The following is a 25568-nucleotide window of genomic DNA, read 5'->3' on the forward strand; positions in this document are numbered from 1 at the left end:
GCTAGATATATAGTTCGGTATTGATACCTGGAACCGCCACCTTGTATAGGCCATTGGCATCCGGCAGTACTTTTGGCTGGGCATCCCAAGCGTACGTAGCCGGAGATAAATCGATCTCCGAAGTAAGTGCCTTATCCCATTTAATCACCTTACCGGTGTAACAAGCCAAACGTCCGATAATACCGGTCAGCGTGCTGTACGCACCATACTCTGCGTTATCAAATTTGTATTCGTTTTTAGCAATCGCTTCAAACAATTCCTTGTGCTCCTGCTGGTAGGCATTGGGATTTCCTTTAGGATCGTGGCGATAGATCTCGTTGCCTCGTGCATCCCACAAGACCGCTTGATTTCCAGCAGACAGGTATACACGGCCTTTCGAACCCTGAAAAGTTTCGTCCACACGATTCGAAATCCCCTCAAAATGACGACACTGGCTATACACCACCGTCCCATCATCATAGGTTAGTTCTACTGCGAAATTATCATAAATTTCCCCATACTCCTTCTCCGTGCGGTGTGCGCGGCTGCCTGTGCCCTGAATGGAAACTGGATATTTGCCTTTGACCCAATTGGCCACATCAATATTATGCACATGTTGCTCTACGATATGATCGCCGCATAACCAGTTGAAATAATACCAGTTACGCATTTGGTAATCCATTTCAGATTGTCCGGGTTGCCGCGGACGTACCCATACACCCCCACTATTCCAATAGACCTGTCCAGAATAAATATCGCCAATCGCACCATCCTGAATGCGCTTAATAGCTTCCCGATAATTTGTCTGATAGCGTCGTTGCAAACCTACCACCACGTTTAATTTTTTTCGCTTCGCTTCCTCCGCAGCCGCTAATACCTTACGAATGCCAGGAATATCAACCGCTACCGGTTTTTCCATAAACACATGCTTTCCTGCGTTTACTGCTTCTTCAAAATGCAAAGGTCGGAACCCCGGAGGTGTAGCCAGGAGTACCACGTCTGCATCCTTGATTGCGGCTTTGTATCCTTCAAAGCCGACGTATTTACGGCTATCGGGCACATCGATCTTTTCTCCAAATTTCTCTTTGAGCGTGTTGTACGTGGCATCCAGATTATCCTGAAACGCATCGGCCATCGCGACCAGCTTTATATTCTGTCCGGAAGCAAAAGCGTCGAATGTAGCGCCGGTACCCCGACCGCCGCAGCCAATTAATGCAATTTTAATTTCGTCCGATCCGGCCACGAAAATACGACCAAAAGAATTCGAAGTTAATAGTGTCGTAGCGGCCAAGGTCGTGCCCGCTTTCATAAAATCACGACGGTTGAATGTATTCATCATGTGTAGGTGTATAGTTATATTAAATAGTTAGAAGTCTTTGATAGGTGCTTTGTCATAGTAGGCCATAATGTCTTCGTGGGAGGGTTTCAGCACCGGACGAACAAGGCGCATACCCACAAAAGGCGCTTCGGGAAACCACCAGTTAGATTTGGGAATCTGCGGATCGAGCTGTTTCCATACCGGATCGGAGGCCATGCGTGCCGCCGAACGCAATTCGGCAGCACCACTTTCGAACGAGCCACCCCGCACACTGTGTGGGTATAGCTCAGTAGGAACTGCCACCGGATTATCGGCTACACCGTCTTTGAATTGTTGATAGAAATCAGCGTGGTATTGATCATAAGTCCATTCGGATACATTGCCTAGCATATCAAATAGTCCCCAAGCATTCGGTTTCTTCTTGCCTACAGCAGCTGTTTCTCCCCCACTGTTGTCCGCAAACCAGGCGTATTCTCCCAACTCCGATGCATCGGCTCCAAAATAATAAGCAGTCTGAGATCCAGCGCGGCAGGCATACTCCCACTCCGCTTCGGTAGGCAACCGATAAAACTCCCCAGTACGCACATACAGCCATTTGCAAAATTGTATTGCGTTGTAATGTGTCATGGCTAAAGCCGGATGGCCTTGCTTGCCCATCCCAAAGGTCATATCTAAATAGGGTTTGGTAGGACGCGTAACCGCATCAATTTTTGGGTCGACTTTTTCTTGCGTCGCATTGGCGGCTTCAAAATCCTTATATACAAAAGGCTCAAATAAGTCCCAGGTTACTTCGAAGGTACCCATCCAAAATGGCGCTATCTGCACGCGGTGGGCAGGTTGTTCATCTGTAGCTCCTCCACTCTTGCTACCCATGACAAACTCCCCTCCCGGAATAGCTTCCATAGAAAACTGCAACCGGGTTCCTTCCAGTTGTTGTACATAGCGCTCATGATTCGTTTGTGCGTTGGCGCATAAAATAGAAATCAAACAAATTGCCGTCCATGATTTCTTTAATATATTGGTTATCATTTCACTAGGTTTAATGAACAGTCTTCAATATAGGGAATTTTTAGGAACCCATAAAATGAATGAGCAGGATCTTATCCCTGAAACACCAATGAAAGGGATTCTAACAAAATTTTTACGTACCGTGATATCTACAACCTGTCTGCCGATGAGAAAGCAGGATATACCCGGGGATAAGAAAAGTAACAAAGTATTGACTATCTTAGAGGAACAACTAACAATTCATAAACTGGAGCTTCTTGCTCTGCGATGATAGATTACCTATGAAAAGAAAAGAATTTTTGCGAAATGCCACCCTTTTAGCGGCCTCGGGCGCTCTTTTGAATACGCCCCTGTTTGCGCATCAACAACAGACACTCAAAGTTGGACTTATTGGAGTGAGTGGTATGGGCTGGGCCGATCTTACGGCTTTATTGAAAGTGCCTAATGTGGTGTGCACCGCCTTATGCGATGTCGACGAACGGGTGTTGGACAAGCGCATAACGGAGTTACAACAACTGCAAACGGCGCAGGTAAAACGAATCATCGACCACCAAGACATGTTGAAGGGAGATTTGGTAGACGTGGTCATCATCGGCACGCCAGATCACTGGCATTGCCTACAGCTATTCGACGCGGTGAAAGCCGGTAAGCATGTGTATGTAGAAAAGCCGATCGGTAACTCGATCAAAGAATGCGAAGCGATGGTCGCTATTGCGCAAAAGCATCAAAGCGTGGTGCAGGTAGGCCAATGGCAACGCAGTCAGCAGCACTTCAAAGATGCGATAGATTTTGTGCACTCTGGTAAATTGGGAAAAATCCGTTTGGTAAAAGCTTGGGCGTACCAGGGATGGATGAAAAGTATCCCGGTGAAACCGGATGAAGCTGTCCCGACAGGGGTACATTATGATCGCTGGCTTGGCCCTGCGAAAAAACGCCCGTTTAATCCGAATCGCTTTCATTTTGAATTTCGTTGGTTCTGGGACTATGCCGGCGGATTGATGACCGATTGGGGCGTACATATGCTCGACTATGCTTTGATGGGTATGCAAGCATCAGATCCCAAATCTATCATGGCTTCCGGAGGGAAATTCGCCTACCCGACAGATGCGGCCGAAACACCAGATACCTTGACTACCGTTTTCGAATTTGATGATTTCAATATTCAATGGGAACATGCCAATGGTATCGACCTTGGTCCTTATGCCCGCAATCATGGGGTAGCCTTTATCGGAAACAATGGTACATTAGTAGTGAACCGCGAAGGCTGGGAAGTTATTTCGGAAGGCGATAGAATGCAAGCGGTTCCATTGCAAAAATCTCAGGACAATGGCCTCGAAAAACACATGGTCAATTTCGTGGATGCAGTACGCAAAAAAGACCCTACGTTATTGAATGCGCCTGTGGAAGCCGGTGCAAACATTGCTATCTTTTCGCAGATGGGTAATATTGCTTACCGAACCGGAAAAAAATTATATTGGGACAAAGCAAACAGGAGCTTTACCGACGAATCAGCAAACGCTTTTCTGGCAGCTAATTATGAAAATGGGTATAAACTTCCGCAAGTATAGCGCGTTAAAGTCCCCAGATTACGTTAATTTTAGCGCTAACTAAATTTTTTGATACATGAAGACACCTTATATCTGTACATTACTTACTATAGCAGCGACTACTTCACTTATGGCGCAGACGAAATTTAAGCCGGAAGATACCGAATTTTATTCCCCTAAACCCCCGGTGGTTAGGCTTGCTACCAATGGTGTACCTAACGATGCGATCTCTCTTTTTAACGGAGAAGGATTGCAGCAATGGGTCAGCCAAAAAGACCCTAATCATACCGCGGAATGGACGGTAGTAGATGGACAGCTGGAAGTGAAACCGGGCAGCGGCGATATTCAGACCAAACAGGAGTTTGAGAATTTTCAACTGCACGTAGAATGGCAAAGTCCTGCGGTAATTAAGGGGGAAGGCCAGGGTCGCGGCAATAGTGGCATTTTTTTACAAGGTTTGTATGAGGTGCAGGTGCTAGATAACGAAGATAACCCTACTTATGTGAACGGGCAGGCAGGAAGCATCTATAAACAGCGACCACCATTGGTAGAGGTGCGGTCGGGCGAATCTAAATGGCATACGTATGATATTATTTATAAAGCTCCGCAATTCAATAAAGACGGGATGCTGATTGCTAAGGGTACAGTCACCGTGTTGCACAACGGCGTATTGGTACAAAACAACACCCAGCTAGATGGTACGACAGAATACATCGGCTTGCCGGTAATGAAGCCGCACGGACCGGGTCCGATTATCCTACAAGATCACGGTGACTTGGTACGTTTCCGCAATATTTGGATCCGTCCTTTGTAATTCTGATCGGTTACTTAGTATATTATAAAGGTCGTGAACGTATGGTTCACGACCTTTATGTTTTTATAGGATAGCTATTTGATATGATCTATTTGTGGATTATTTTACCATTTCAGAGGAAATAAAATTGTCAGCAAAAAAGTTTTAACAATGACCAACTTGCATAACTTATCATGCTTGAAAAAGCTTTTCATATATTTTGGTGAGAGAAACATCAAGTGCTTCAACAACAAATATTATGAGTAATTTTCGACCTATGTATAATGCCCTTCAGAAAGTTATTAAAAAATTTGTGGATTTAGACGATAGTGAATGGCAACATTTACAAAGTCAATTCAAAATAGTAAACGTGCCTACACGGCAAAAATTAACGGAAATAGGTACAACGGAAAAGTCTCTGTATTTTGTGGTCAAAGGCGTGATAAGACTGTATTGTATTAATGCGAAAAGCGAGGAAATTACCATCTTCTTATTTTCAGAGAATACCTTTGTGAGCTGCTATCAGAGCTTTTTGACTCAAGAGCTCTCTGAACAGGCATTGGAAACTGTAGAAGATTGTACTTTGCTCCGAATAGATTATCAATCCTTCCACCGTCTTCACGTAGATCTCGCGAAGATGAACCAGTTGACCAGAGCCATTGCCGATCAGCGTTTCATCAATTCTCAAAAAATATTTATGGGACATATAACTCGTACGGCCGAAGAGCGCTATCTCGACTTTGAAAAGCATTATGGAAATTTGTTGTTACGAGTTCCTCTAAACATTATCGCATCCTTCTTGGGCATTACTCCTGTCTCACTTAGCCGCATCAGGCAACGGTTGAGCAAGAAATAATTTTTATTATCTTTTGTTAAGTGCCTGCTTTTACGTTCTCGTTACTTTTGAGCGAACAGCATTTTTCAATCATGAGCAAATTTACCCAACCCATCATTCGTGGCGTTGTATACTGTATAGTGTATACATTACTTTCAAATACAAACCTTTACGCGCAATCGAAATCTAAAGTAGCCTTCGAACTAGAGGCGGATCCATTGGCCTACGTTTTAAACGGCTATTCGTTACATGCAGGCTTCAACTATGGTAGCTTCCGGTCAAGTGTTGGCATTTTTGCGATTAAACAGCCCTCATTTTTTGTAAACAATGATAATTTTTCAGTGTATAGCTCAGGTTTCGATCTCAAAACCGACTATCTTTTCAAGAATACAAAAGGTTTATATGCAGGTATTCAGTTTACTTACGGTAACGACGAGGTAAAACTAAAGAGTGACCCGCAAATCGAACAGGCTATCAAGGGACTGAACATCGGCTTACGATCTGGTTATCGGTTTATGTTTGGAAAAGCAGAAAATGATTACAAAGGTTTTTATATTAATCCTTGGGTAGCGCTTATTTTCGCAACTAATACTCAGGATAGGATTATTGGTTCGGAAACGTACCAGCCATCAGCTGTCTCCATATTTCCAGCAGTGCATTTGGGTTGGCGGTTTTAGCTCTAAAAGCTATATTTATAAATGTATATAACATTCCGATTACAGTAAATCACTTTTACGCGAAGGCGATTATGTTCAATCGAATTGCAAGCACTCCGTCCGTGATTGTATAGGTCATTCATCCTATTTGCGCCAATAAAATGAAAGTTGATTGTTAGATAGGTATCGCGAATTTAGTCTCTAAGATAGCTAAGAAGAAGATTTTGTAGGTACCGCTATTTACTAGTGAATGATGAATTAGGGAAAACCAAAGCATAATGCAATCATTTGCATATCTTAGTGAGGTTGGACTTCTAACCTTTCCTGCAGATTGAACAAACAATCTGTAGAAAACATTGTCCCTAATATATACATCGTAAACTAACCCATGATAACGGAGATTTGTATCATTTTACTATTAATTTTTTTTAATGCGATACTGGCGGCTTCCGAAACGGCCATATTGGCCAGTCGAAAATCCAGGTTACAAGTTGGCGCACGCAAAAACAGAAGTACCGCAGCGGCTGTACTTTTACTAAAAAACAATCCCAATCGATTTCTATTGACCATACAAATTGGCATCACCTTAATTGGCATTATGATCGGTGTGGTGAGCAGCGGCAATATTGCCACTTACCTTGCCAACCTTCTGGTCGATATTCCGTGGATAGCACCTTATCATTTCCCTGTAGCCATCGCTTTGATCGTGCTGGCAACTACCTATCTGGCATTGGTAATTGGCGAATTGGTCCCTAAAAGAATGGGCACGGCCAATCCAGAGCGGTATGCCGCGTGGATTGCAAAACCCATGATGTCCCTAAATAAATTAGTCCGTCCATTCACTTGGATGATTAATGGATCCGCGGATTTTATCAGCCGCCTTTTTAAGATTAGCACCGTGCGCGAAACCGTTACCGAAGAGGAGATAAAAGCATTAGTGGATGAAGGCGTTAGCAGCGGCATTATTGAGCACATAGAACATGATCTGGTAGATCGCATCCTACGCTTGGGCGACAAAAAAGCGATCAACCTGATGGTGCATCGCAGCAGAATCACGTACTTAGATATTAACAATAGCTTTGAAGTGAACAAAGCGTTTATCCTTGAGGCACAACACACCGAATACCCTGTCTGTGACGGTTCTTTTGATGAAGTTAGAGGCGTAGTACACATCAAAGCGCTGTTCAGAGCCTACCTCAATGGGAGCGAACCGGATCTGGCAAAACTAGTACGCCCCATACCTTACGTACATGAAAACAGCCTGGCCTATGCCGCTCTCGAGACATTACGCCAGTCGGAGGTTACTCAAGCCATTGTGGTAGACGAGTACGGAAGCCCGCAAGGTATTATTACAATGTATGATATTATGGGAACTTTGGTTGGCGGATTGGCCGTGGAGGAGGTGAGCGGAAACAAATACATCCGCCAGCGTACCGATGGCACCTATATGGTAGATGGCAGCTATCAGATAGATGATTTTTTCTCTTTTTTCGACATAAGTATCTCGGAAAAAGAACAGAACGATCTAGGCAGTACTACCACCGTGGCGGGCCTGGTGTTTCTCTTGTTAGATCAGATTCCGCAAGAAGGCGATATGGTGTCGTACAAGAACCTATCTTTTGAAGTAATTGATATGGATGCTCACCGCATTGATAAACTTTCGGTCAGCGTCTCCAATCAAAAGTCAGATCATCAGGAAGAAGCTCACGGCACGAGAGAATAAAATGTTATTTCGAAAATTTATAGATCAAGCCTAAGCTAAACACGGCATTTCCTGCTTTCAAAAAATTATTATCTACCACACCAATATTAAATCCGTTGGTATACTGTAGCTGAAAGGATTTGTTGAGCTGCATACGGGTATAGAAAATAGGTTCTATGAAAAGATTCTCTTCTGGAGGGGATGGTAAGCCGTCGATCCAAAAGTCTTTCATACGTATAAAACTACCCCGTATCGCCGTTCCGTAACTGAATTCTCTGGATCGTCCAAACAAACGTACGTCTTCGCGTTTTCTAGAAATATTGGCCTGCACAAAGATTTTTTCGAAATCCATCTCACGAATCTCTGTCGGAGCCATGCCCGTTGTAGTTGCACGGGTATCTGCATCACGTGCATTCCCTAGTCCGTATCCGGCATAGAGTTCAAAGATGCGATCCGAATTTTTACCAAAACTGGTGAAGTAGCCAAGACCACCCTCATACATGTACTGTTTGTATTCTTGATTTCCGGATGTGTTATCTACATAAGAGCCATTGGCCATTACCGCTACGTGCTTGCCTACAGCTACAGCAAGATTGCCACTGGCATTGCCTTTTATATTTGCATGGGCAGCGGCATAAACTTCGCCTTGGTTGGCAAACATGGGCGTAGCCGGTACATTGGGCTGATAAATAGAACTACATCCTGATACGATGAACGCAGCAGCCAGATATAAGACACAAAAACTATTCTTCATATAAGCGATTGAGGTAATGCGCTACCTTACCGAAATACTGTGCCAAATCCCCTGATGGGTATCTAATCGCTAGAGAATTCCTTTACGAATTAATGCTGCTTCCATCTGCTTTTGCACATTAAGCGCCTCTTCTCTGGCCTTTTCCGCAAAGTCACGCCCCGAGGAAGCATAAATAATAGCCCTGGTACTATTCACCAACAACCCACATTGTGCATTCATACCGTATTCGCACACCTCTTCCAGCGATCCACCCTGCGCTCCCACACCGGGTACCAAAAGAAAATGATCTGGCGCATGAGCGCGAATGTTTAAGAATGCTTCTCCACGTGTCGCTCCTACCACATACATCAGATTATCGGTGGTGCCCCAACCATTTACCTGATCGATCACCTCTTCGAAGAGTTGCTTGCCGGCTTTGTCCGAAAAATTTTGAAAGTTCTTACTGCCTGCATTCGAGGTAAGTGCCAGCACGATTGCCCATTTATCTTCGAAAGCCAAAAATGGTGTCACGGAATCCTCGCCCATATAAGGTGCAATGGTAATAGCATCGAAATCCAAACCGGATACAGCCGGATCAAAGAATGCCTGTGCATACATTTTAGAGGTGTTCCCAATGTCGCCACGTTTGGCGTCTGCAATGCGTAAGGTATTTTTAGGGAGGATCTCACTTGTTTTACGCAACGAGTCCCATCCCTTGGCGCCGTAACATTCGTAGAAAGCGATATTAGGTTTATAGGCGACACACAGATCTTCTGTAGCTGCCACAATCTCTTTATTGAAGGCAAAAATAGGATCTTCTTCGTCCAAGAGATGTTCTGGAATCTTAGTTAGATCGGTATCCAACCCGACACACAAAAAGCTTTTCTTGGCAACAATCTCTTGAAACAACGTTTCTTTAGTCATACAACTTATTCGGAAGCTAATTTCTTTAAATAATCAACAAATTCGGGGTCACTGTAGTCGGCCATGCCTTTGTGGGAAAATACGCGCTGACCTTCCTTATCCAATACAACAGTAGCCGGGATCGCTCCGCTCATCCAAGTAGAAGGGATATCGCTTTGAGGCACAAAAATAGGTAAATCCAGCTTTTGCTTTTTCAAGAACTGCTTGGCTACATCCATATCGCCGTCTACATCAACCAACAGAAAGGCAATATCATCCTGTTCTCCAATGCGCTCGATCAAGGTCTGGATGGAGGGCATCTCCGCCACACAGGGGCCACACCAAGTAGCCCAGAAATTGATAAATACGACTTTACCTTTCAGATCCGCGGTATGGATAGATTTACCATCTACATCAGCGAGCGTCACGCCTTCATGTGTAGCCATTGGACCTGAAGTATCTGTGGCATCTGATGGTTGAGCATTTTCAACCTTTGGCTTGAATAAGCCGATTTTCATCAGCCCTCGTTGCAATACGGCTCTGCTGGCTGGCCAGAACATCAACAAAATCAGCACCACCAGTATGGCATACAGTATTTTACTTCCTAAAGAAAATCGAGGCCTATTACTCATAATCAAAAACTTTTTTAAAGATCAAATTTCTCCAACTGTTTCAGCAAAGTAGCAAAATCTTTCGGATAATCGGCTTCAAACACATAGTCTTTGCCCTCTATAGAGAAAGCAACCGACTTGGAATGAAGGGCGAAACGCTTCATAATAGGTTGTTCTTCCTGGCTTTTCGACATCGTAAAACCACGCTTTTTAATCTGTGACAGGTACACCGGCTTGCCTTTATACATGGCGTCTCCTACGATGGAAGCCCGTTGTGTAGCCAAGTGAATGCGAATCTGATGCATACGACCAGTGACCGGCCGACATTCCACTAAAGTGTAATGGTTGAAATATTGAATACTTTTGAAAAAGGTTTCCGCCCGTTTTCCATTTGCACGATCGATCGATACATTCTTATTTCCTTGATTCAGGATAGGAAGATCGACCAATAAATCTTCGAAAGTATGCGTTCCTTCGATAATGGCATGATACACTTTGCGCACCCGTCGACGCTCAAATTCAATAGACACCGCACGGTAAGTTTCCGGATTTTTAGCAATCAATAATACGCCAGACGTATCCTTATCCAACCTATGACAAACTTGAGCATCGGCATGATACCGTTTTGCCAGGCGTAAGATATTGATTTCATCGCCCTCTCGCTGATCAAGTGAAGACACAAAGGGCGGTTTATTGATTACAATCAGATTCTCATCTTCATGGATAATCAGATCCTCAAATTTTGGAAATTTAAAAAGACGTGCGTCGGCTTGTATCATGCCGCAAAAATACAAATAAGCAGAGACTTTTAGATTATCTTCCCAAAATACCTACTTTTGCTTGTACCAAGAAGTCGGTATATGGCTTCCTTAATTCTTTTTTAAACATAACGTTACATGTCAGTACATACCGTCATCAAAAGAGTCACTACAGCCAGCTTACAAACCATGAAACAACGCGGCGAGAAAATCAGTATGCTTACGGCGTACGACTACTCCATGGCGCGAGTATTAGATGAAGCTGGCTTGGACATATTACTAATAGGTGACTCAGCAGCGAATGTCTTCGCGGGGCATGAAACTACCCTACCCATCACACTCGATCAGATGATCTATCACGCATCCTCGGTAGTCCGTGCAGCGAAGCGCGCTATGGTGGTCGCCGATTTACCCTTCGGATCCTACCAGGGTGCTGTAAACGATGCATACCACGCAGCCGTTCGCATGATGAAAGAATCCGGAGCGCATGGACTGAAACTAGAAGGCGGTGTAGAAGTGATCGATAATATTCGAAAAATTGTGCAGTCGGGCATTCCCGTTTGTGGGCATTTGGGCTTAACTCCCCAATCGATTTACCAGTTCGGTGATTTCGGCGTACGTGCCAAAGAAGAGGCCGAAGCGGAGAAATTAAAATCAGATGCTTTACTACTGCAGGAGGCCGGATGTTTTGCCGTTGTACTGGAAAAAATACCTGCCCGTTTAGCCACTGAGGTATCTCAAGCACTAAAGATCCCGACGATCGGTATTGGTGCTGGTAATGGCTGTGACGGACAAGTGCTCGTGGTAAACGATTTACTGGGCTTAACCAAAGACTTTAAACCTAAGTTTCTTCGTCGATACCTGGACTTGTATAGTGACATCTCCAAAGCAGCTTCACAATATGTGGATGATGTGAAATCCGGGAGCTACCCGAACGAATCCGAACAATACTAAACGGCTATGTTTAAAATCCTGATCATCGGCGCCTTACTAGGCATCTTGCTGTACTACAGCTTTCGTAGGTTGAAACGTAGTTTTGGCTTGGCTTCCGTGAAAAAGAGCCGACCGGGATACATTGCGTTGGAGGTAGACTCTGCCGATACGAAACGGGCTATCCGTTCTACCGCGGTAACGGTAGGAACAGGTGGCATTTTGTTACTCATTATCTTACTGCTCGGCTTAAAGATCAAGATTTTACTGATTTTATTACCTATTGCCCTGTATCTAATCGGTCAGATTTTCCTGTTGGCCAATCAAATGAATGCCATTCGAAGGCAGAAAGTCTGGTTTAACCCCCAAACCTCTGACCTATGGATTGAGGATGCCACAAATGGGAATTATTCGGTCAATGTGTATCGCGATATTACTGCTGTAAAAACAGTAGGCGCTATTCAGCAGAATCGGGATGTTTTTTTTGGTTATTACGAGCTGATCACCACCAATGGATTCATACGGCTTCCTTCATTATTGAGTGAAAATAGGCAAAATACTTTCTTCTTCGACACCTTACGTGATGGGTTTGATATCAAACCTCATCGTGCGCTCTTCCCCCTACTTTAAGACTCATCATGGCTGATCAATTGACCACCACAGACAATTCCCTCCGCTATTACGCACTAGGTGAAAAGGCCGTGACGGTGGTATTTGGAGACAGCATTGATCCAAAAATATCCCATAAAATACGTTTGGCCGAAAGCGTGTTGAAGAACCATCCTTTTCCAGGCATGCTGAGCATCGTCGCAGCTTATACTACGCTATGTATTCATTACGACCCTTTTGTGATTAGATCCTCCGTTGTTATCGAAAATAAAAGTATACAGGCATGGGTAATGGATTACCTTTCTCAACTGATGAATTCTTTGCGGGAGCGAGCAGATGACAGGCCAGAGGTGGTAGTCATTCCGGTATGCTATGGGGGCACCTATGGCCCCGATTTAGAAGAGGTCGCGGCTCATACCGGCCTATCTGAAGAAGACGTTATTGCACTACATACGTCCAACACTTACCTGGTGTATATGATGGGTTTCATGCCCGGATTCCCCTATCTTGGTGGGCTGGATGAACGATTGGCTACACCGCGCAAAAAAATGCCTCGACAACTTGTAGTGCAAGGATCCGTAGGTATTGCCGGAGCACAGACGGGCGTGTATCCACTGGATAGTCCGGGAGGTTGGCAACTGATTGGACGGACACCGTTACGACTTTTCGACCCTACAAATGAGCAACCCATTTTGCTAAAAAGTGGTCAACAGGTTCGGTTTGAAACATTGGATCATCACCATTTCGAAGCATATCAACGTGATTCTTATGGAAATAAAACTTCATAAACCGGGGCCTTTTAGCACTATTCAAGACCTAGGACGCTTAGACTTCCTTTCATCTGGTGTGCCTAAATCTGGCGCAATGGATACTGCCTCAGCTCGTTTGGCCAATGCCGCACTGGCCAACACGGCAGGTGCAGCCGTAATCGAGTTTACCTACGCACAAGCGGAGATAGAGATTCTTTCTGATATGCTATTGGCTTATTCTGGATACGGTGGCAACTTCATTCAAGACGATCAAACCTTACCGGCAAACCGACCGCTAGCGTTAGAAAAAGGGGCGAGATTAAGATTGGTTCCTGACGGAACTGGATGCCGCACCTATCTGGCTGCTCCAGGCGGTTGGGACGTGGCCGAAGTAATGGGTAGCAGGAGCACGTACTTGCCTGCAGCAATTGGTGGCTTAGCTGGCCGTTTACTACAAACCGGTGATGTACTGCGTGCATCGACTTGGGAAAGAAAGCACCGCCAGCTGTTTAAAAACCTATTAGATAACAAGCGCCACTATCCACAATGGTCGCTCAAGCCGCTGTCGTTAATAACGGCGGGAACACAGGCAATTCGGGTAGTACTCGGGCCGGAAGCACATCGGTTCACGTCCGAAAGCCAACAACGATTTTTATCCTCCATTTTTGAGATAGATCGAAACAGTAATCGCATGGGTTACACTTTAGAGGGTGCCATACTGCAGAGAGAAGAAAACCAGGAAATGCTTTCTACCGCTGTATTGCCTGGCACCATACAAGTACCTGGAAACGGACACCCTATTCTGCTAATGGCCGACTGCCAGACGACTGGCGGCTACCCACGTATCGCGCAGGTAGCGGCGGTGGATCTGCCTCGCTGCGGACAATTGAAGCCCGGCGATCGCATTTGTTTTCAAGAAATTTCGGTAGCAGACGCAGAAAACCTTTATCTTGAACAAGAAGACCATTATTGGAAAATGACAGAAGCAATCGATTTTAACTACCACAGCTCGTAAAATGTACGCAATAGATATCAACTGTGATCTGGGCGAAACTCCGGGAAACCAACCAAACCAAATCGATGAGGCTTTATTAGATTTGGTATCCTCCGCAAATATTGCCTGCGGTTTTCATGCAGGGGATGCTATGCGCATGGAAATTACTATCGCAGCAGCACTAAAAAGAGGGGTGGCGATTGGAGCACACCCCGGATTGGATGACAAGGCTAATTTTGGTCGTATTCCTCATCCTATATCTCCCAGAGAAGCTTATCAGCTGGTGTTATATCAAATGGGAGCCTTATCCGGCTTCGTACAGGTTGCTGGTGGTAAGATGCAACATGTTAAACTGCATGGCGCACTCTATAATATGGTGGCGCAGGATCGTTTGCTTTCTGAAGCAGTCGTGCAAGCTATTGTTGACTTTAATCCTGCACTAAAGTTGTATGCATTGGCTGGTAGCACTACCGTTGACGTAGCCAAAGAGCACGGCCTGCGAGTAGTACAAGAAGGTTTTGCCGACCGACGTTACGAATCGGATGGCACCCTGGTATCCAGGCAAGACCCTATGGCATTGATTACCGATAGAATAGAAGCAGTGCAACAGTCTATTCTAATGGTCAAGAAACAGGGGGTACAAAGCATAGACAAAATATGGGTATCCCGAGATATTGAAACTATTTGTATTCACGGTGATGGTGAACATGCTTTGTCGTTTGCGCAAGATCTCACTACACACCTCCTGAAAGAAAACATCTTTATCAGCGCACCAATAGTATGAAAAAATCAAACTGGGGTGCTCTGCTAAGTGCAGCCTTCCTAATGGCAATCTCTGCTATCGGACCAGGATTCTTAACACAGACGGCTTTATTTACCTCGCAGCTAGGAGCTAGTTTTGGATTCGTCATTCTAGCTTCGATCGTGGTCGACATTGTCGCCCAACTAAATATTTGGCGGATCGTTGTGGTGAGCGGTACGCCAGCGCAGGATATTGCAAACAGATTACTGCCGGGCTTAGGTTATGGTTTGGCAGCAATGGTGGCTTTAGGCGGTATGGCTTTCAATATCGGAAACCTGGCAGGCGCAGGACTTGGGTTGCAGGTATTATTTGGGTTGGATGTGACCCATGGCGCTATCTGCAGTGCGGTGATCGCGATTGGCATCTTTCTGTACAAAGAAGCCAGCCTCGCGATGGATTTTTTCGTAAAAATCCTGGGTGTGATGATGATTTTCCTCATGCTTTACATTGCCTTTAAGAGCAACCCACCGCTCATGGAAGCGGCTGTGCGTAGCCTATCTCCCCAACAATTTAGTTTTACCGCCCTGGTTACCATTATTGGCGGCACAGTAGGTGGTTATATCACGTTTGCGGGAGCGCATCGCTTATTAGATAGAGGAATTCAAGGGGTAGAAAATCTTCCTACTGTAGATCGCGGAGCGATCAGTGCTATTGGCATTGCTTCAGTGATGCGTATATTATTATTTATCGCGGCATTGGGTGTCGTATCTGCTGGTCATCTGATAGATCCCTCCAATCCGCCTGCGTCCGTTTTTAGGTGGGCCGGCGGAGAAATAGGGTATAAGATCTTTGGGCTTGTGATGTGGGCAGCAGCGATTACCTCCGTCATTGGATCGGCCTATACCTCCATTACTTTTATTAAAAGTTTTCACGTACGTATCCAGACCAACACTCGGCTGGTAACGACATGCTTCATCGTCATATCCTGTCTGCTTTACGGATTCATCGGCAATCCCGTACAAACTTTGGTTATCGTGGGTGCTCTAAATGGATTTATTCTTCCCTTAGCGCTGGCTATAATGCTTATCGCCGCCCATCATACACAGGTGGTTGGCTCCTACCGACAACCAATCTTGTTGACGACTTCGGGAACCATTATCGCTATCATTATGACCTACATGGGCATCCAGACGCTGATAGAATTGCTCGCGTAATCAGGCTATATGTAAGATTTTTATTCGATCTATTTAATTTCTAGGAGCATCCTGGTCAATAGATCTAAAAGACGCTTTCGCTGTGGCTCCTCATTAAAATTCATTCCAAAAAATGGTTTTGTATTGTGATGCGAATAGGCCGACAAGTAATGTATACCTCCCAGCAAAAGAGCAAATACGGCTTGCATATCTGCTCCACCTGCTACATCTTTCGAAGCAGGTAGTACCTTTTTCATAAATTCAATATCCTCTTTTTCGCGTTGACTAGCATAATCCTCCAATGCTGGAATTCGATCTGAGAGTTCCCATACCAATAGCTGACCGAGCAAAGGATTATTAAAAAGTGTATTCATTCGCTGCTCCAAGTATTTAGGTAAAGCCTGTTCATCCTGTACATCTAAAGACTTCTCTTTAAACTGCATACTTTCCAGTCTTAGAAATTCGGTTACCATGTTGGAAAAGCTTCCGAAGTGGTAATACAGGAGTTTACGGTCTATACCGCTGAAGGTACTAATATAGGCGACATTAATCTTATTACATCCTGCCTCTTTCAGGATATCTTCCACTCCTCGTAGCATTTTTGCTTTGGTACTTGCTGATCTTTTTCGTTTCATCATTTTAAATAGAAATAAGCCCTCTACTTTAAATAAATTTTAATCTGCGGACGCTTAACTTTTTGGCAGATAACCACGAAAAAAGTCCCTCAAATGTTCATTTGAGGGACTTTAAAAAAATTAATTCTTACAATTTTTATTACTTGTACAGGATGCTATGCATTTTTTCGAGGGTAGCCTCTGGAATTTTAATCACTTTTCTGTCATACGTCATTAATCCATTGGTCTCTACTTCTACATCTGTAGTCTGTGTATACACCGCGGCAGATAATCCTCTCGGGATCAATTTAGAAAGATCTGTGATCGCTTTTTGATAGCGCTCTGTCAATTCTTCTTTATTTTTGAATGACACGTATCCCCAATTGTCTTTATCCTGCCAAGTATGCCCATCGATTGGTAAGCCGAAGCCACCAAACTCACCTAATGCTAAGATAAATTTATCCCCAAATAATCTTGGATCTGGCATAGCAGCATCCGGGTAATTATGTATATCCAAAATGTGGCCTACATAAGCAAAGTTACCACCACTAGCGCTATTTACTAAGCGAGATGGATCGTATTCCATCGTCCAATTAGTGATTTCCTCAGTCTTGAATTGGCCCCAAGCTTCATTGAAAGGCACCCAGATTACAATACTTGGGAAATTATGTAACTTATCCATAATGGTTTTCCACTCCTTACGGTGGATGGCTTCCGACTCTGGCGTACGATCTTTGTCATGCTGGCCATTAGAGACTTTTCCGGGTTGCATATCCCAGGTATTACCACCTAAATCGCCACTTGGCATATCCTGCCATACCAAAATACCTAAGCTATCGCAGTGTCTGTACCATCTGGCCGGCTCTACCTTAATGTGTTTACGAATCATGTTAAAGCCCATTTCTTTTGTCTTGACGATATCGAATTTAAGCGCTTCATCGGAAGGAGCCGTATGCAATCCGTCTGGCCACCAACCCTGATCGAGTGGCCCATAATGGAAAACAAATTTGTCATTCAGGTACATGCGTTGAATACCTTTCTCATCGGCCTTCATGCTAATTTTGCGCATGGCAAAATAACTTTTTGCCTGGTCAATGACTTTTCCACCGCGTACTACTTTCAATTGTAAATCGTATAGCTTTGGTTTGTCTGGGCTCCACAATTCTATGTTGCTCAATGGCAAATCTATCGACCCGGAAGCAGCTGCTGTCGCCTCGGCAATTTTCTTCGAACCGTCGAATGCTTCCACCAATAACTGATCGCCGGATTGGGCAGATTCGATATGGGCAGAAACTGTTAAGATTGATTTATCCACATTGGGTGTTTGCTTTGTGTCTACAATGTATGTGGTTGGCACAGACTCTACCCATACGGTTTGCCAGATCCCGGATACGGGTGTATACCAAATACCGTGAGGATTATTAATCTGTTTCCCGCGCGGCTGTGGCCCATCGCTCGTAGGATCCCAGACTCGAATCACTACTTCTTGTTTTTCGCCCTTTTTCAACGCTTTGCTGATATCAAAAGAAAATGGATCGAATCCGCCTTCGTGCTGTCCGATATGCTGGCCATTCACATAGACGTCGCAACGCCAGTCTACCGCTCCAAAGTGAAGCAAGGTCTTTCCTTTTTGCCAGCGTGTTGGCACGCTGATTTCATTCTTATACCAAAGTGCCTGATCTTTATTGACAGAGCGACCAACACCAGAAAGTGCGGATTCTACTGCAAATGGCACTAATATATCTCCGTCCCATTGCGTAGGTGCAGCGGATACTCCTTGCTCCACAATAGCATACTTCCAAAGCCCATTTAGATTTTTCCAGTTGTCTGTTCTTTCCAGCTGTGGCCGTGGGTATTCTGGATGTGGTTGTTTATAATTTAGATTTTCGCCCCAGGTAGTCATGATCTTGTCCCCTGCAGGCTTCCATTCTTGCGCTTCGGCCGAAGCAAATCCGACCGCTACCAAACAAGCTAATACGCGAAGTTTGTTCATTATTTGTGCTGTTTCTGATAAGTAAATGATGTAATGATTGTATTTTTTCTTGGTGATTTTGCGTTTACACTTTGTAAAAGTCTTCCCAACCTTTTACTGGCGGCGGCCCAACCAAGAGGGCATTAGCAAATTTATCGTTCGTTATTTCCTTACGGACGGGATCGAAATCCATTTTGGTATTTAACCGTTGCGCGATCACACCTAAACAAAACACCTGACTTAAGGGACCAGCAATTTCGAACGGAGAACGCGTTTTCTCTTCCCCCTTACAGGCTTTCAGAAAGTTGGCGAAGTGATTGGATGGAGATGTTGGCACTTCTGGCAAGCGACGTTCCATTTCCTGCGCCTTCCCTTCCGGAATGATAGACAAAGTACTACCATGTGATCCACCTTTGAAGGTGAGGTCTTTTCCATAGATAATCTTACCCGGGTTAAGTTTGGCGGGCTCGATCGTACCCGTACTTGGTGGTGGTATATTTGGATCCAAGCCCGATACGCCGTAGCCTTCCGGAATCGGAGGCAGGTTATCTAATCCATCGTACCAGTTGATATCCAGCTTCGGCATGTTTTTCCGTTTAGGAAAGCTGAATTTCAGCGTGGAAGACATCGGAAAAAAGAACGAGTTGTGCCCATCTAAGGACACCGCTTCTACCCGGTTAGGCAAGCCCAAAGCCAGGAACTCATGTGCTGTATCCAGAATATGTGCCCCCCAATCGCCTAGCGCACCCATACCAAAATCAAACCAACAGCGCCACTGCCCATTTACAAAGTCTTTATTGTAGTCATGACCCCAAGTTTGCATTTGCCAAATTTCCCAATCTAGTGTACTTGGAATAGTTTCCGGCATCGGAAATCGTTTAATATTCGGATCCCAACCATGCCAACGACGCGGCATATTCATATGCGCATCTATCCGCGTGACATCTTTGATAATCCCCGCTTCTTTCCAGGCTTTAAATTGAAAATAATTGGCTTCAGAGTGCCCTTGGTTACCCATTTGTGTGGCTACTTTGGGGTGTTTTTTCGCTATCTGCATCATCAATTCCACTTCGTTGAATGTGTGCGCCATGGGCTTTTCTACATACACGTGTTTTCCTTGATCGATCGCTAGCATAGTCACCGCAAAGTGAGCAAAGTCGGGTGTAGCAATCGAAACCGCATCGAAGTCCTTACCGGCTTCGTCAAACATCCGTCGAAAATCTTGGAATTTGCGCGCATCAGGAAACATTTTTAGGATTTCCTGTGTTTGTTTTGCGCCCATATCTACATCGCATAACGCCACGACGTTACACAATCCGGTTTTATATAAATCTTTGATAATTTCGGCCGCTCGATTGCCAATGCCTACACAGGCAAGATTTACCCGCTCATTGGCCGATGCCAGTTTCACGTTCCCCAGGACGCTATTAGAAAGTAGGGCTGCGCCACCTGCCATCGCAGTACGAGCAATAAAACTTCTACGGGATAAGTAATGATTCATAGTTCGTTAATTTTTAGATGCAGGATTATTTGCGTTTATTAATTTTGATGTTGCGGAACGAGACCTCATCTCCGTGATCCTGCAGCAGAATATGACCTTCTTTAGCTTCGCCGAATTTTTCCCAATCTTTGTATTTACTTTTCGCTACCAAGTCTTTGAACTCTTCCGATCCGCGTTGGTAACTCAACATCTTAACGCCATTGAGGTAGTGGGTCACGTTGTTGTTTGCATCGACCACAACACGTCCACGATTCCACTCACCTACCGGGCGGCGGGCGCGGTCATCCCGTTTAGAGGTCATCAAATCATACAGGGAAGCCAAGGTACGATTGCCATCGCGTCCCATTTTGGCATCTGGATGACGTGCGTCATCCAATACCTGATACTCCAACCCAATGGCCGAACCTGTGGTTTGCTCTTTCAGCGTTACGAAGTATTTTACACCACTATTCGCTCCCGGGGTCAATTTGAATTCGAAAGACAGGTCAAAAACAGCGTATTTGTCACGCGTAATGATGTCGCCACCATTCGTGGACTCTCCACCATCTGATTTTTGTACCTTGATGATACCGTCTCCGACTTTCCAACCGTTAGCCGGGAAGTTTTGATCGCGTACGCTGCGCCATTGATCCGCCGAATTTCCGTCGAACAGCAAATGCCAGCCTGCTTTCTTCTCGGCAGCACTAAGGTTGTTGGGCTTTAAATTGACAATGTGTTGTTCTTTGGCAAAAGAAGAAGGTTTCAAGTTTTCCGTCTGAATCCGGATATTCTTAAAATATACTTTCTTGCCATCTTGATCGTCTGTGATGCTATGCACCTGCAATCCGATAAATCCTTTTTGATCCAGCGTGTCCACTACGTAGGCTACCGGCACCCCATTTACCCAGGTGCGCAACTCGTCGCCGATGGCTTCAATACGTAAACGATTGTACTCATTTCTTTTGTAAGCGGTCTTCGCTTTTTCATTCAAATCCAGCGGATATAGCCAGCCGCGCCGTGCTTCATCATAAATACCTCCTGTCCAGGCACGGTCGCTAGGATCTACTTCTACCTGCCTGCCGTAAACTCGACCTCTCCCGCCATCTGCCTGCATATCAATATGACTACGTATCTGCACACCGGAGTTAGTTTGATCGCCCTCCAGCTTAATATCTAATTCCAATATAAAGTCACCATATTCCTGCTCCGTGATCAGAAAAGAGTTTGGTGTTCCCTTCGTCATCGTGCCGACAATCTCACCGTTGGTTACTGCATATGGCGCTTTGCCACCTACCGCTTTCCAGCCTTGCAAAGTTTGACCATCGAACAAATTTTTCCAACCGCGCTTGTTGTTATTTCCTTGCGCGAATCCCTCAGCGGGCATACCGATCACCAAAGCGGCACCGGCCACAGCCATTACCTTACACCAGGATTGCATCCTTCTTCTTATTATCGTTGTTTTAATCATCATTAGCATTTATTTGGTTGTTCTTTTTTAACTATAAAATTGTGCTAGGCCTTGGGCATAGTATACCCATTATGATAACGCGCGGCGAGCAATCGATTTGCACGTCTGTTGGTAAACTGACGCTTGTCTTTGTCCCAGTAAAGTTTTTGTCCTGTTCGGTACGCGATATTTCCTAGTTGCGCGAAGATGGCAATATGTGCACCGGCTTCGATAGGCGCATGCAATACCTCCGGCTTCTGCTGCATAATCGCATACACAAAATTGACCATGTGCTTATCCAGCCCGTCGTCCACCGATTTTTGCAGGGATACGGCTGGCATGCGGTTGCTCTCGGGAATGACTTCCCAGCCGCCACGATTGAGTACTAATGTGCCGTTATTACCGATGAAAGCCACACCATGATCTCGGTTATATGGGCCTCCACTGATGCCAATAGCGTGTTCCCACTGAATATTAAAATCTTCAAACTCGTATACTGCAGTAAGCGTGTCTGGCGTTTCCGATGCACCATTCGGATCTGCAAATTTACCTCCTGCCGCCATCACGGATACCGGATCAGACACCTTCATTCCCAGTAGTGCGTAATCCAGCATATGTACGCCCCAATCAGTCATCAGGCCCCCGGCATAATCCCAAAACCATCGAAATTCGAAATGAAAGCGATTGGGATTAAAGGCTCTTTTTTGAGCAGGGCCAAGCCATTTATTGTAATCTACTCCGGCCGGTGCCACTCCATCCGGTTTTTTGGTGATGGGCGTTTTCCACCCTACGTAAGACCACGCTTTTACCTGTCTTATCTTACCTAATTTACCAGAGTGCACAAAATCAATAGCATCTTTGAAGTGCTGCTGACTGCGTTGCCACTGTCCTACCTGCACAATTGCGCGGCGAGATTGCGCGGCAGCGACCATCACCTCACACTCCGCAATGGAGTTACCGATTGGCTTTTCTACATACACATGTTTTCCAGCCTTTACCGCATCTACCATTTGCAAACAATGCCAATGATCTGGCGTACCAATGATTACGGCATCTACTTTTGGATCGTTAAGTAATTCTTTATAATCGGTATACGTAGTTACATGAATATTTCGGGCAGCCAACTCTCCTACCCGCTTGGTCAGTACATCCTGATCTACATCGCAAAGCGCAGTACACTGCACCCTCTTATCTTTCAGGATCGCCTGCAAATTGGCCCAACCCATACCATGTATACCAATAACACCCACACGTACGGAATTGGATGTAAAGGATTTGGCCAAAGCTCCCCAACTCAGGGCGGAAGCGGCTAAAAGTGCTGAACTTGTAATAAATTTTTTTCTGTCCATTCGGTTAGGTACTCTTCTATCCAGAAAGCATATAGTTTTAACAGGCTTATCTCGTGAAAATACAATCATGAAAATCGCTTTGCGATTTTCGTCATACATTATTATTCGTAAAGTTGATCGTCTATAATGGCATCAAAAAGATCTACTGAAAAGCGCTATCGTTAGAAGTTGCTTATTCAGAGACTGATGATATCGAAGCTAGTTATTTTTTAATGGAAATTCCACTAAAAAATACGATATCGTTGTAGTTAATTTACCTCATTACTGATCGTATCGAAGCTATTCATTTTGTGGACACAAAGCTTGCCATATTGTATCAAAACCTAATCAAACTGTATCACGTTCCACATCCTTAGTCGTGTGGAGCATGATATGCTTAATTTTTCACGTGCAAAAACTTTATTTTATCGCCTTTAAAAACAGGGACTCTTATACCGCCAGCATCCTCGGTATTCCAGTCGAAAGGCACGATAGCTGTACGACGCGGGCCCACTGTGGTTGTTGAGTTGTGTGTGTGGCATACATAATACCATTGATTATCTGCTCTGAAAACATCACCGTGCCCTGTACCCGGCCAATTGGTATGATCGACACTCAACAATGCTTCATTTCCAACCTTAGTCCACGGTCCTGTTGCTTGATCGGCAACAGCGACTCCTACCGCATAATAGGGATTCCGAAAATCATTCGCCGAATAAAACATATAGTACTTATTATCGCGTTTTATAACGGTTGGTCCTTCGGCAACCGGCCAAGAAGCATTTTCTGTATTTTCCCAGGGCAAGTTGGCATCCAGAAGCTCCAGCAATGACTCGGGCTTAATCGATCCATAGTCATCATTAAGCTCCGCGACAAAAATACGGTTGCCATTTTGCAACTTTACGTGGTACAGGTATTTTTTCCCGTCGTCATCGGTATAAATGAACGGGTCGATCTGCTTTCCTTCGGAGATAATGGGTACCTTTTGCTGTTGTGTGAATGGACCAATCGGAGATGTACTCTGTGCAATCGCGATATTCTCGTTGGCCGTGTAAGCCATATAAAATACATTACCTTCTTTCCACACTTGAGGCGCCCAAAATCCTTTGTCTCCAAACACATCGTCTTTAACCAAAGCAAATCCATCGCGAGCCCCTACCGGACCTTCCCAATTTTTCAGGTCTGTAGATTGATATACCCGGAATCCGTGATCTGGCTGACCCCCATCCGTACCGTAAAGATAATAGACACCATTGTCTTCAAAGATGGTGGGATCTGCTGCATAAATTGGTATAGAATCTGCCTGCTGAAGCTGACTAATCATCTCCGTATCATCGCTAAAGCTACAGGAAATAAACGCCAGTGCCGTTATACCAAACCACAGGACACAGCTTAACAAACGTTGAAAAGGGGAAAAAAATAATCTCATAACTAATCGCTTTGATAGAGGGGTGCTATTTATCAATCTTTACTATTTACGGTAGGGCCTTCTACCCTGAGGTTGCCTGCATCGTCGATCAGGAGGCGATCAATAAATGCCAAACGCTGGTCTCCTGTTTTATTCGTGCGGCCATGGTATACACACCAGGTAGTTCCAGTACGATCTTTTACCAAACTATTGTGGCCAGTGCCGGTTACTATACCGCCATCCTGCGTATTTTTTTGTAGTATAGGGTTGTTTGCTGATTTTTCAAACGGACCCAAAGGATGCGTGGATGTCGCATAACCAACGGCATAATTCTCGCCACCAAAATAATTAGCCGAATACATCATATAATAGGTTTGTCCTTCTTTGAAAAGGTAGGATCCTTCTGTCCACCTGCGGTTTACTTCTCCGCTGGTTACAGAGCGGCTTTCCCACTCGGATTGCTTATCGGCCATATTTACGGGTGGGCGCAGTAACAATACTGGTTCACCAACTACACGAGAGAAATCGGCTGCGAGCTCAATGCCATAAATCCAACTCTCTTCAATCGTATCGAATAGGCCTTTCTCCTTTGCCCACTCCGATATCTCGGACTCTACGGCATGCTTGTAGCAACATCTGGAATAGTACATGTACACCTTGCCATTGTCTGCAAAGTATAAATTGGCATCTATGATAGGATATCCTGGATCGAAGATTGGGCCCGATGAACGATCTATAAACGGACCAAGGGGGGTATCTGCTTCTGCTACGCCGATCCGATAGTTCTCCAATTCATTATTGGGATTGTCTTTCCAGTGCGCGCTGTAGAAGAGGTAATATTTGCCGTTGTGCTCATATACTTCTGGCGCCCAAAAATCCTTTACACCCCACGCGTGTTCCTGATTATTACTGTATGCTGTGCCCTCCTTTTCCCAGGATGTCATGTCATCCGACGCATACACGGCGAATCCATTATCTACGCCTCCGGTGCCATACATATAATAGCGATCAGATGCTTTATCATATAAAACATAGGGATCGCCAAAGGGTACGTCCAACGGATTACTGGGTTGAGCCTGCTCTGATACCGACCGATTACAGGAGGCAAGGCTAACAAATAGCCAAAGGAAAAAAAACAAATATAGCTTCATGCGTTCATATTAGATTTTGGGATAATTTTGCATTATTCTCCCCATGGAAAAGTACCTATTAACGGGTTATTATGATAGACAAACGCCCTTCCGGCGAAACTCCTTTTA

At 44.8% G+C, this 25568-nt stretch carries 24 protein-coding genes; 11 read left to right on the forward strand and 13 right to left on the reverse strand.

Translation table 11 applies throughout. From position 1 onward, the window contains the following. Position 1 precedes the first annotated feature (1 nt). Positions 2-1318, reverse strand: coding sequence for a Gfo/Idh/MocA family protein (locus tag M8998_RS06160; protein ID WP_249991392.1), 1317 nt, complete (start codon positions 1316-1318; stop codon positions 2-4). A 27-nt stretch (positions 1319-1345) separates the two neighbouring features. Continuing rightward, complete coding sequence (locus M8998_RS06165; protein WP_249991394.1) at positions 1346-2326, reverse strand: formylglycine-generating enzyme family protein; 981 nt, start codon at positions 2324-2326, stop codon at positions 1346-1348. 260 nt (positions 2327-2586) lie between these two features. Between M8998_RS06165 and M8998_RS06170 the strand changes: the two genes are divergently transcribed. From M8998_RS06170 to M8998_RS06190, 5 genes are all read left to right on the forward strand, one after another. Further along, positions 2587-3873, forward strand: coding sequence for a Gfo/Idh/MocA family protein (locus M8998_RS06170; protein WP_249991396.1), 1287 nt, complete (start codon positions 2587-2589; stop codon positions 3871-3873). Between the two features lie 55 nt (positions 3874-3928). Next, positions 3929-4666, forward strand: a complete 738-nt coding sequence (locus tag M8998_RS06175) for a 3-keto-disaccharide hydrolase (RefSeq protein ID WP_249991398.1) — start codon at positions 3929-3931, stop codon at positions 4664-4666. A 238-nt stretch (positions 4667-4904) separates the two neighbouring features. Next, positions 4905-5501 (forward strand): Crp/Fnr family transcriptional regulator, encoded by a 597-nt coding sequence (locus M8998_RS06180; RefSeq protein ID WP_249991400.1) that lies wholly within the window; start codon positions 4905-4907, stop codon positions 5499-5501. Positions 5502-5572: 71 nt separating this feature from the next. Next, positions 5573-6157, forward strand: coding sequence for a hypothetical protein (locus M8998_RS06185; protein ID WP_249991402.1), 585 nt, complete (start codon positions 5573-5575; stop codon positions 6155-6157). 367 nt (positions 6158-6524) lie between these two features. Beyond that, positions 6525-7859, forward strand: a complete 1335-nt coding sequence (locus tag M8998_RS06190; protein ID WP_249991403.1) for a hemolysin family protein — start codon at positions 6525-6527, stop codon at positions 7857-7859. A 4-nt stretch (positions 7860-7863) separates the two neighbouring features. Here the strand turns inward: M8998_RS06190 and M8998_RS06195 are convergent, their stop codons facing one another. From M8998_RS06195 to M8998_RS06210, 4 genes are all read right to left on the reverse strand, one after another. Then, on the reverse strand, positions 7864-8592 hold the full coding sequence (locus tag M8998_RS06195) for a hypothetical protein (RefSeq protein ID WP_249991404.1): 729 nt from the start codon (positions 8590-8592) through the stop codon (positions 7864-7866). Positions 8593-8661: 69 nt separating this feature from the next. Next, positions 8662-9495: an orotidine-5'-phosphate decarboxylase gene (pyrF, locus tag M8998_RS06200; RefSeq protein WP_249991405.1), complete on the reverse strand. Its 834-nt coding sequence runs from the start codon at positions 9493-9495 to the stop codon at positions 8662-8664. 5 nt (positions 9496-9500) lie between these two features. Beyond that, positions 9501-10106, reverse strand: a complete 606-nt coding sequence (locus tag M8998_RS06205) for a TlpA family protein disulfide reductase (protein WP_249991409.1) — start codon at positions 10104-10106, stop codon at positions 9501-9503. Between the two features lie 14 nt (positions 10107-10120). Further along, positions 10121-10864, reverse strand: a complete 744-nt coding sequence (locus tag M8998_RS06210) for an RluA family pseudouridine synthase (protein ID WP_249991412.1) — start codon at positions 10862-10864, stop codon at positions 10121-10123. A gap of 117 nt (positions 10865-10981) precedes the next feature. Between M8998_RS06210 and panB the strand changes: the two genes are divergently transcribed. Genes panB through M8998_RS06240 form a run of 6 tightly spaced genes read left to right on the forward strand, consistent with a single transcriptional unit; the run spans position 10982 to position 16081 of the window. After that, positions 10982-11797 carry a 3-methyl-2-oxobutanoate hydroxymethyltransferase gene (gene panB, locus M8998_RS06215; RefSeq protein ID WP_249991413.1) on the forward strand — a complete coding sequence of 272 codons (816 nt, stop codon included), beginning with the start codon at positions 10982-10984 and terminating at the stop codon, positions 11795-11797. A gap of 6 nt (positions 11798-11803) precedes the next feature. Next, entirely contained in the window at positions 11804-12403 is a 600-nt protein-coding gene (locus M8998_RS06220; RefSeq protein ID WP_249991415.1) for a hypothetical protein, read from the forward strand. 8 nt (positions 12404-12411) lie between these two features. Then, complete coding sequence (gene pxpB / locus M8998_RS06225; RefSeq protein ID WP_249991417.1) at positions 12412-13170, forward strand: 5-oxoprolinase subunit PxpB; 759 nt, start codon at positions 12412-12414, stop codon at positions 13168-13170. Beyond that, on the forward strand, positions 13151-14146 hold the full coding sequence (locus tag M8998_RS06230; protein WP_249991419.1) for a 5-oxoprolinase subunit C family protein: 996 nt from the start codon (positions 13151-13153) through the stop codon (positions 14144-14146). The genes pxpB and M8998_RS06230 overlap by 20 nt, the downstream gene beginning before the upstream one ends. 1 nt (position 14147) lies before the next feature. Further along, positions 14148-14909: a 5-oxoprolinase subunit PxpA gene (locus M8998_RS06235; protein ID WP_249991421.1), complete on the forward strand. Its 762-nt coding sequence runs from the start codon at positions 14148-14150 to the stop codon at positions 14907-14909. Beyond that, on the forward strand, positions 14906-16081 hold the full coding sequence (locus tag M8998_RS06240) for an NRAMP family divalent metal transporter (RefSeq protein ID WP_249991424.1): 1176 nt from the start codon (positions 14906-14908) through the stop codon (positions 16079-16081). Before M8998_RS06235 ends, M8998_RS06240 begins: the two co-directional genes overlap by 4 nt. Before the next feature lie 29 nt (positions 16082-16110). Here M8998_RS06240 and M8998_RS06245 read toward each other — a convergent pair whose 3' ends face one another. From M8998_RS06245 to M8998_RS06275, 7 genes are all read right to left on the reverse strand, one after another. Further along, positions 16111-16698, reverse strand: coding sequence for a TetR/AcrR family transcriptional regulator (locus M8998_RS06245; RefSeq protein ID WP_249991426.1), 588 nt, complete (start codon positions 16696-16698; stop codon positions 16111-16113). A gap of 136 nt (positions 16699-16834) precedes the next feature. Then, positions 16835-18667, reverse strand: coding sequence for a glycoside hydrolase family 2 protein (locus M8998_RS06250; RefSeq protein ID WP_249991428.1), 1833 nt, complete (start codon positions 18665-18667; stop codon positions 16835-16837). 64 nt (positions 18668-18731) lie between these two features. Then, positions 18732-20147 carry a Gfo/Idh/MocA family oxidoreductase gene (locus M8998_RS06255; protein WP_249991430.1) on the reverse strand — a complete coding sequence of 472 codons (1416 nt, stop codon included), beginning with the start codon at positions 20145-20147 and terminating at the stop codon, positions 18732-18734. 25 nt (positions 20148-20172) lie between these two features. Continuing rightward, positions 20173-21510 (reverse strand): 3-keto-disaccharide hydrolase, encoded by a 1338-nt coding sequence (locus M8998_RS06260; RefSeq protein WP_249992429.1) that lies wholly within the window; start codon positions 21508-21510, stop codon positions 20173-20175. A 128-nt stretch (positions 21511-21638) separates the two neighbouring features. Then, a complete protein-coding gene (locus M8998_RS06265; protein ID WP_249991432.1) occupies positions 21639-22922 on the reverse strand; it encodes a Gfo/Idh/MocA family protein in 1284 nt (427 codons plus the stop codon). A gap of 376 nt (positions 22923-23298) precedes the next feature. Next, a complete protein-coding gene (locus M8998_RS06270) occupies positions 23299-24330 on the reverse strand; it encodes a glycoside hydrolase family 43 protein (RefSeq protein WP_249991434.1) in 1032 nt (343 codons plus the stop codon). Positions 24331-24362: 32 nt separating this feature from the next. After that, a complete protein-coding gene (locus M8998_RS06275) occupies positions 24363-25460 on the reverse strand; it encodes a glycoside hydrolase family 43 protein (protein ID WP_249991436.1) in 1098 nt (365 codons plus the stop codon). Positions 25461-25568 lie beyond the last annotated feature (108 nt).

Source organism: Sphingobacterium sp. lm-10 (assembly GCF_023554555.1).
In the GTDB taxonomy this organism is placed as follows: Bacteria; Bacteroidota; Bacteroidia; order Sphingobacteriales; family Sphingobacteriaceae; genus Sphingobacterium.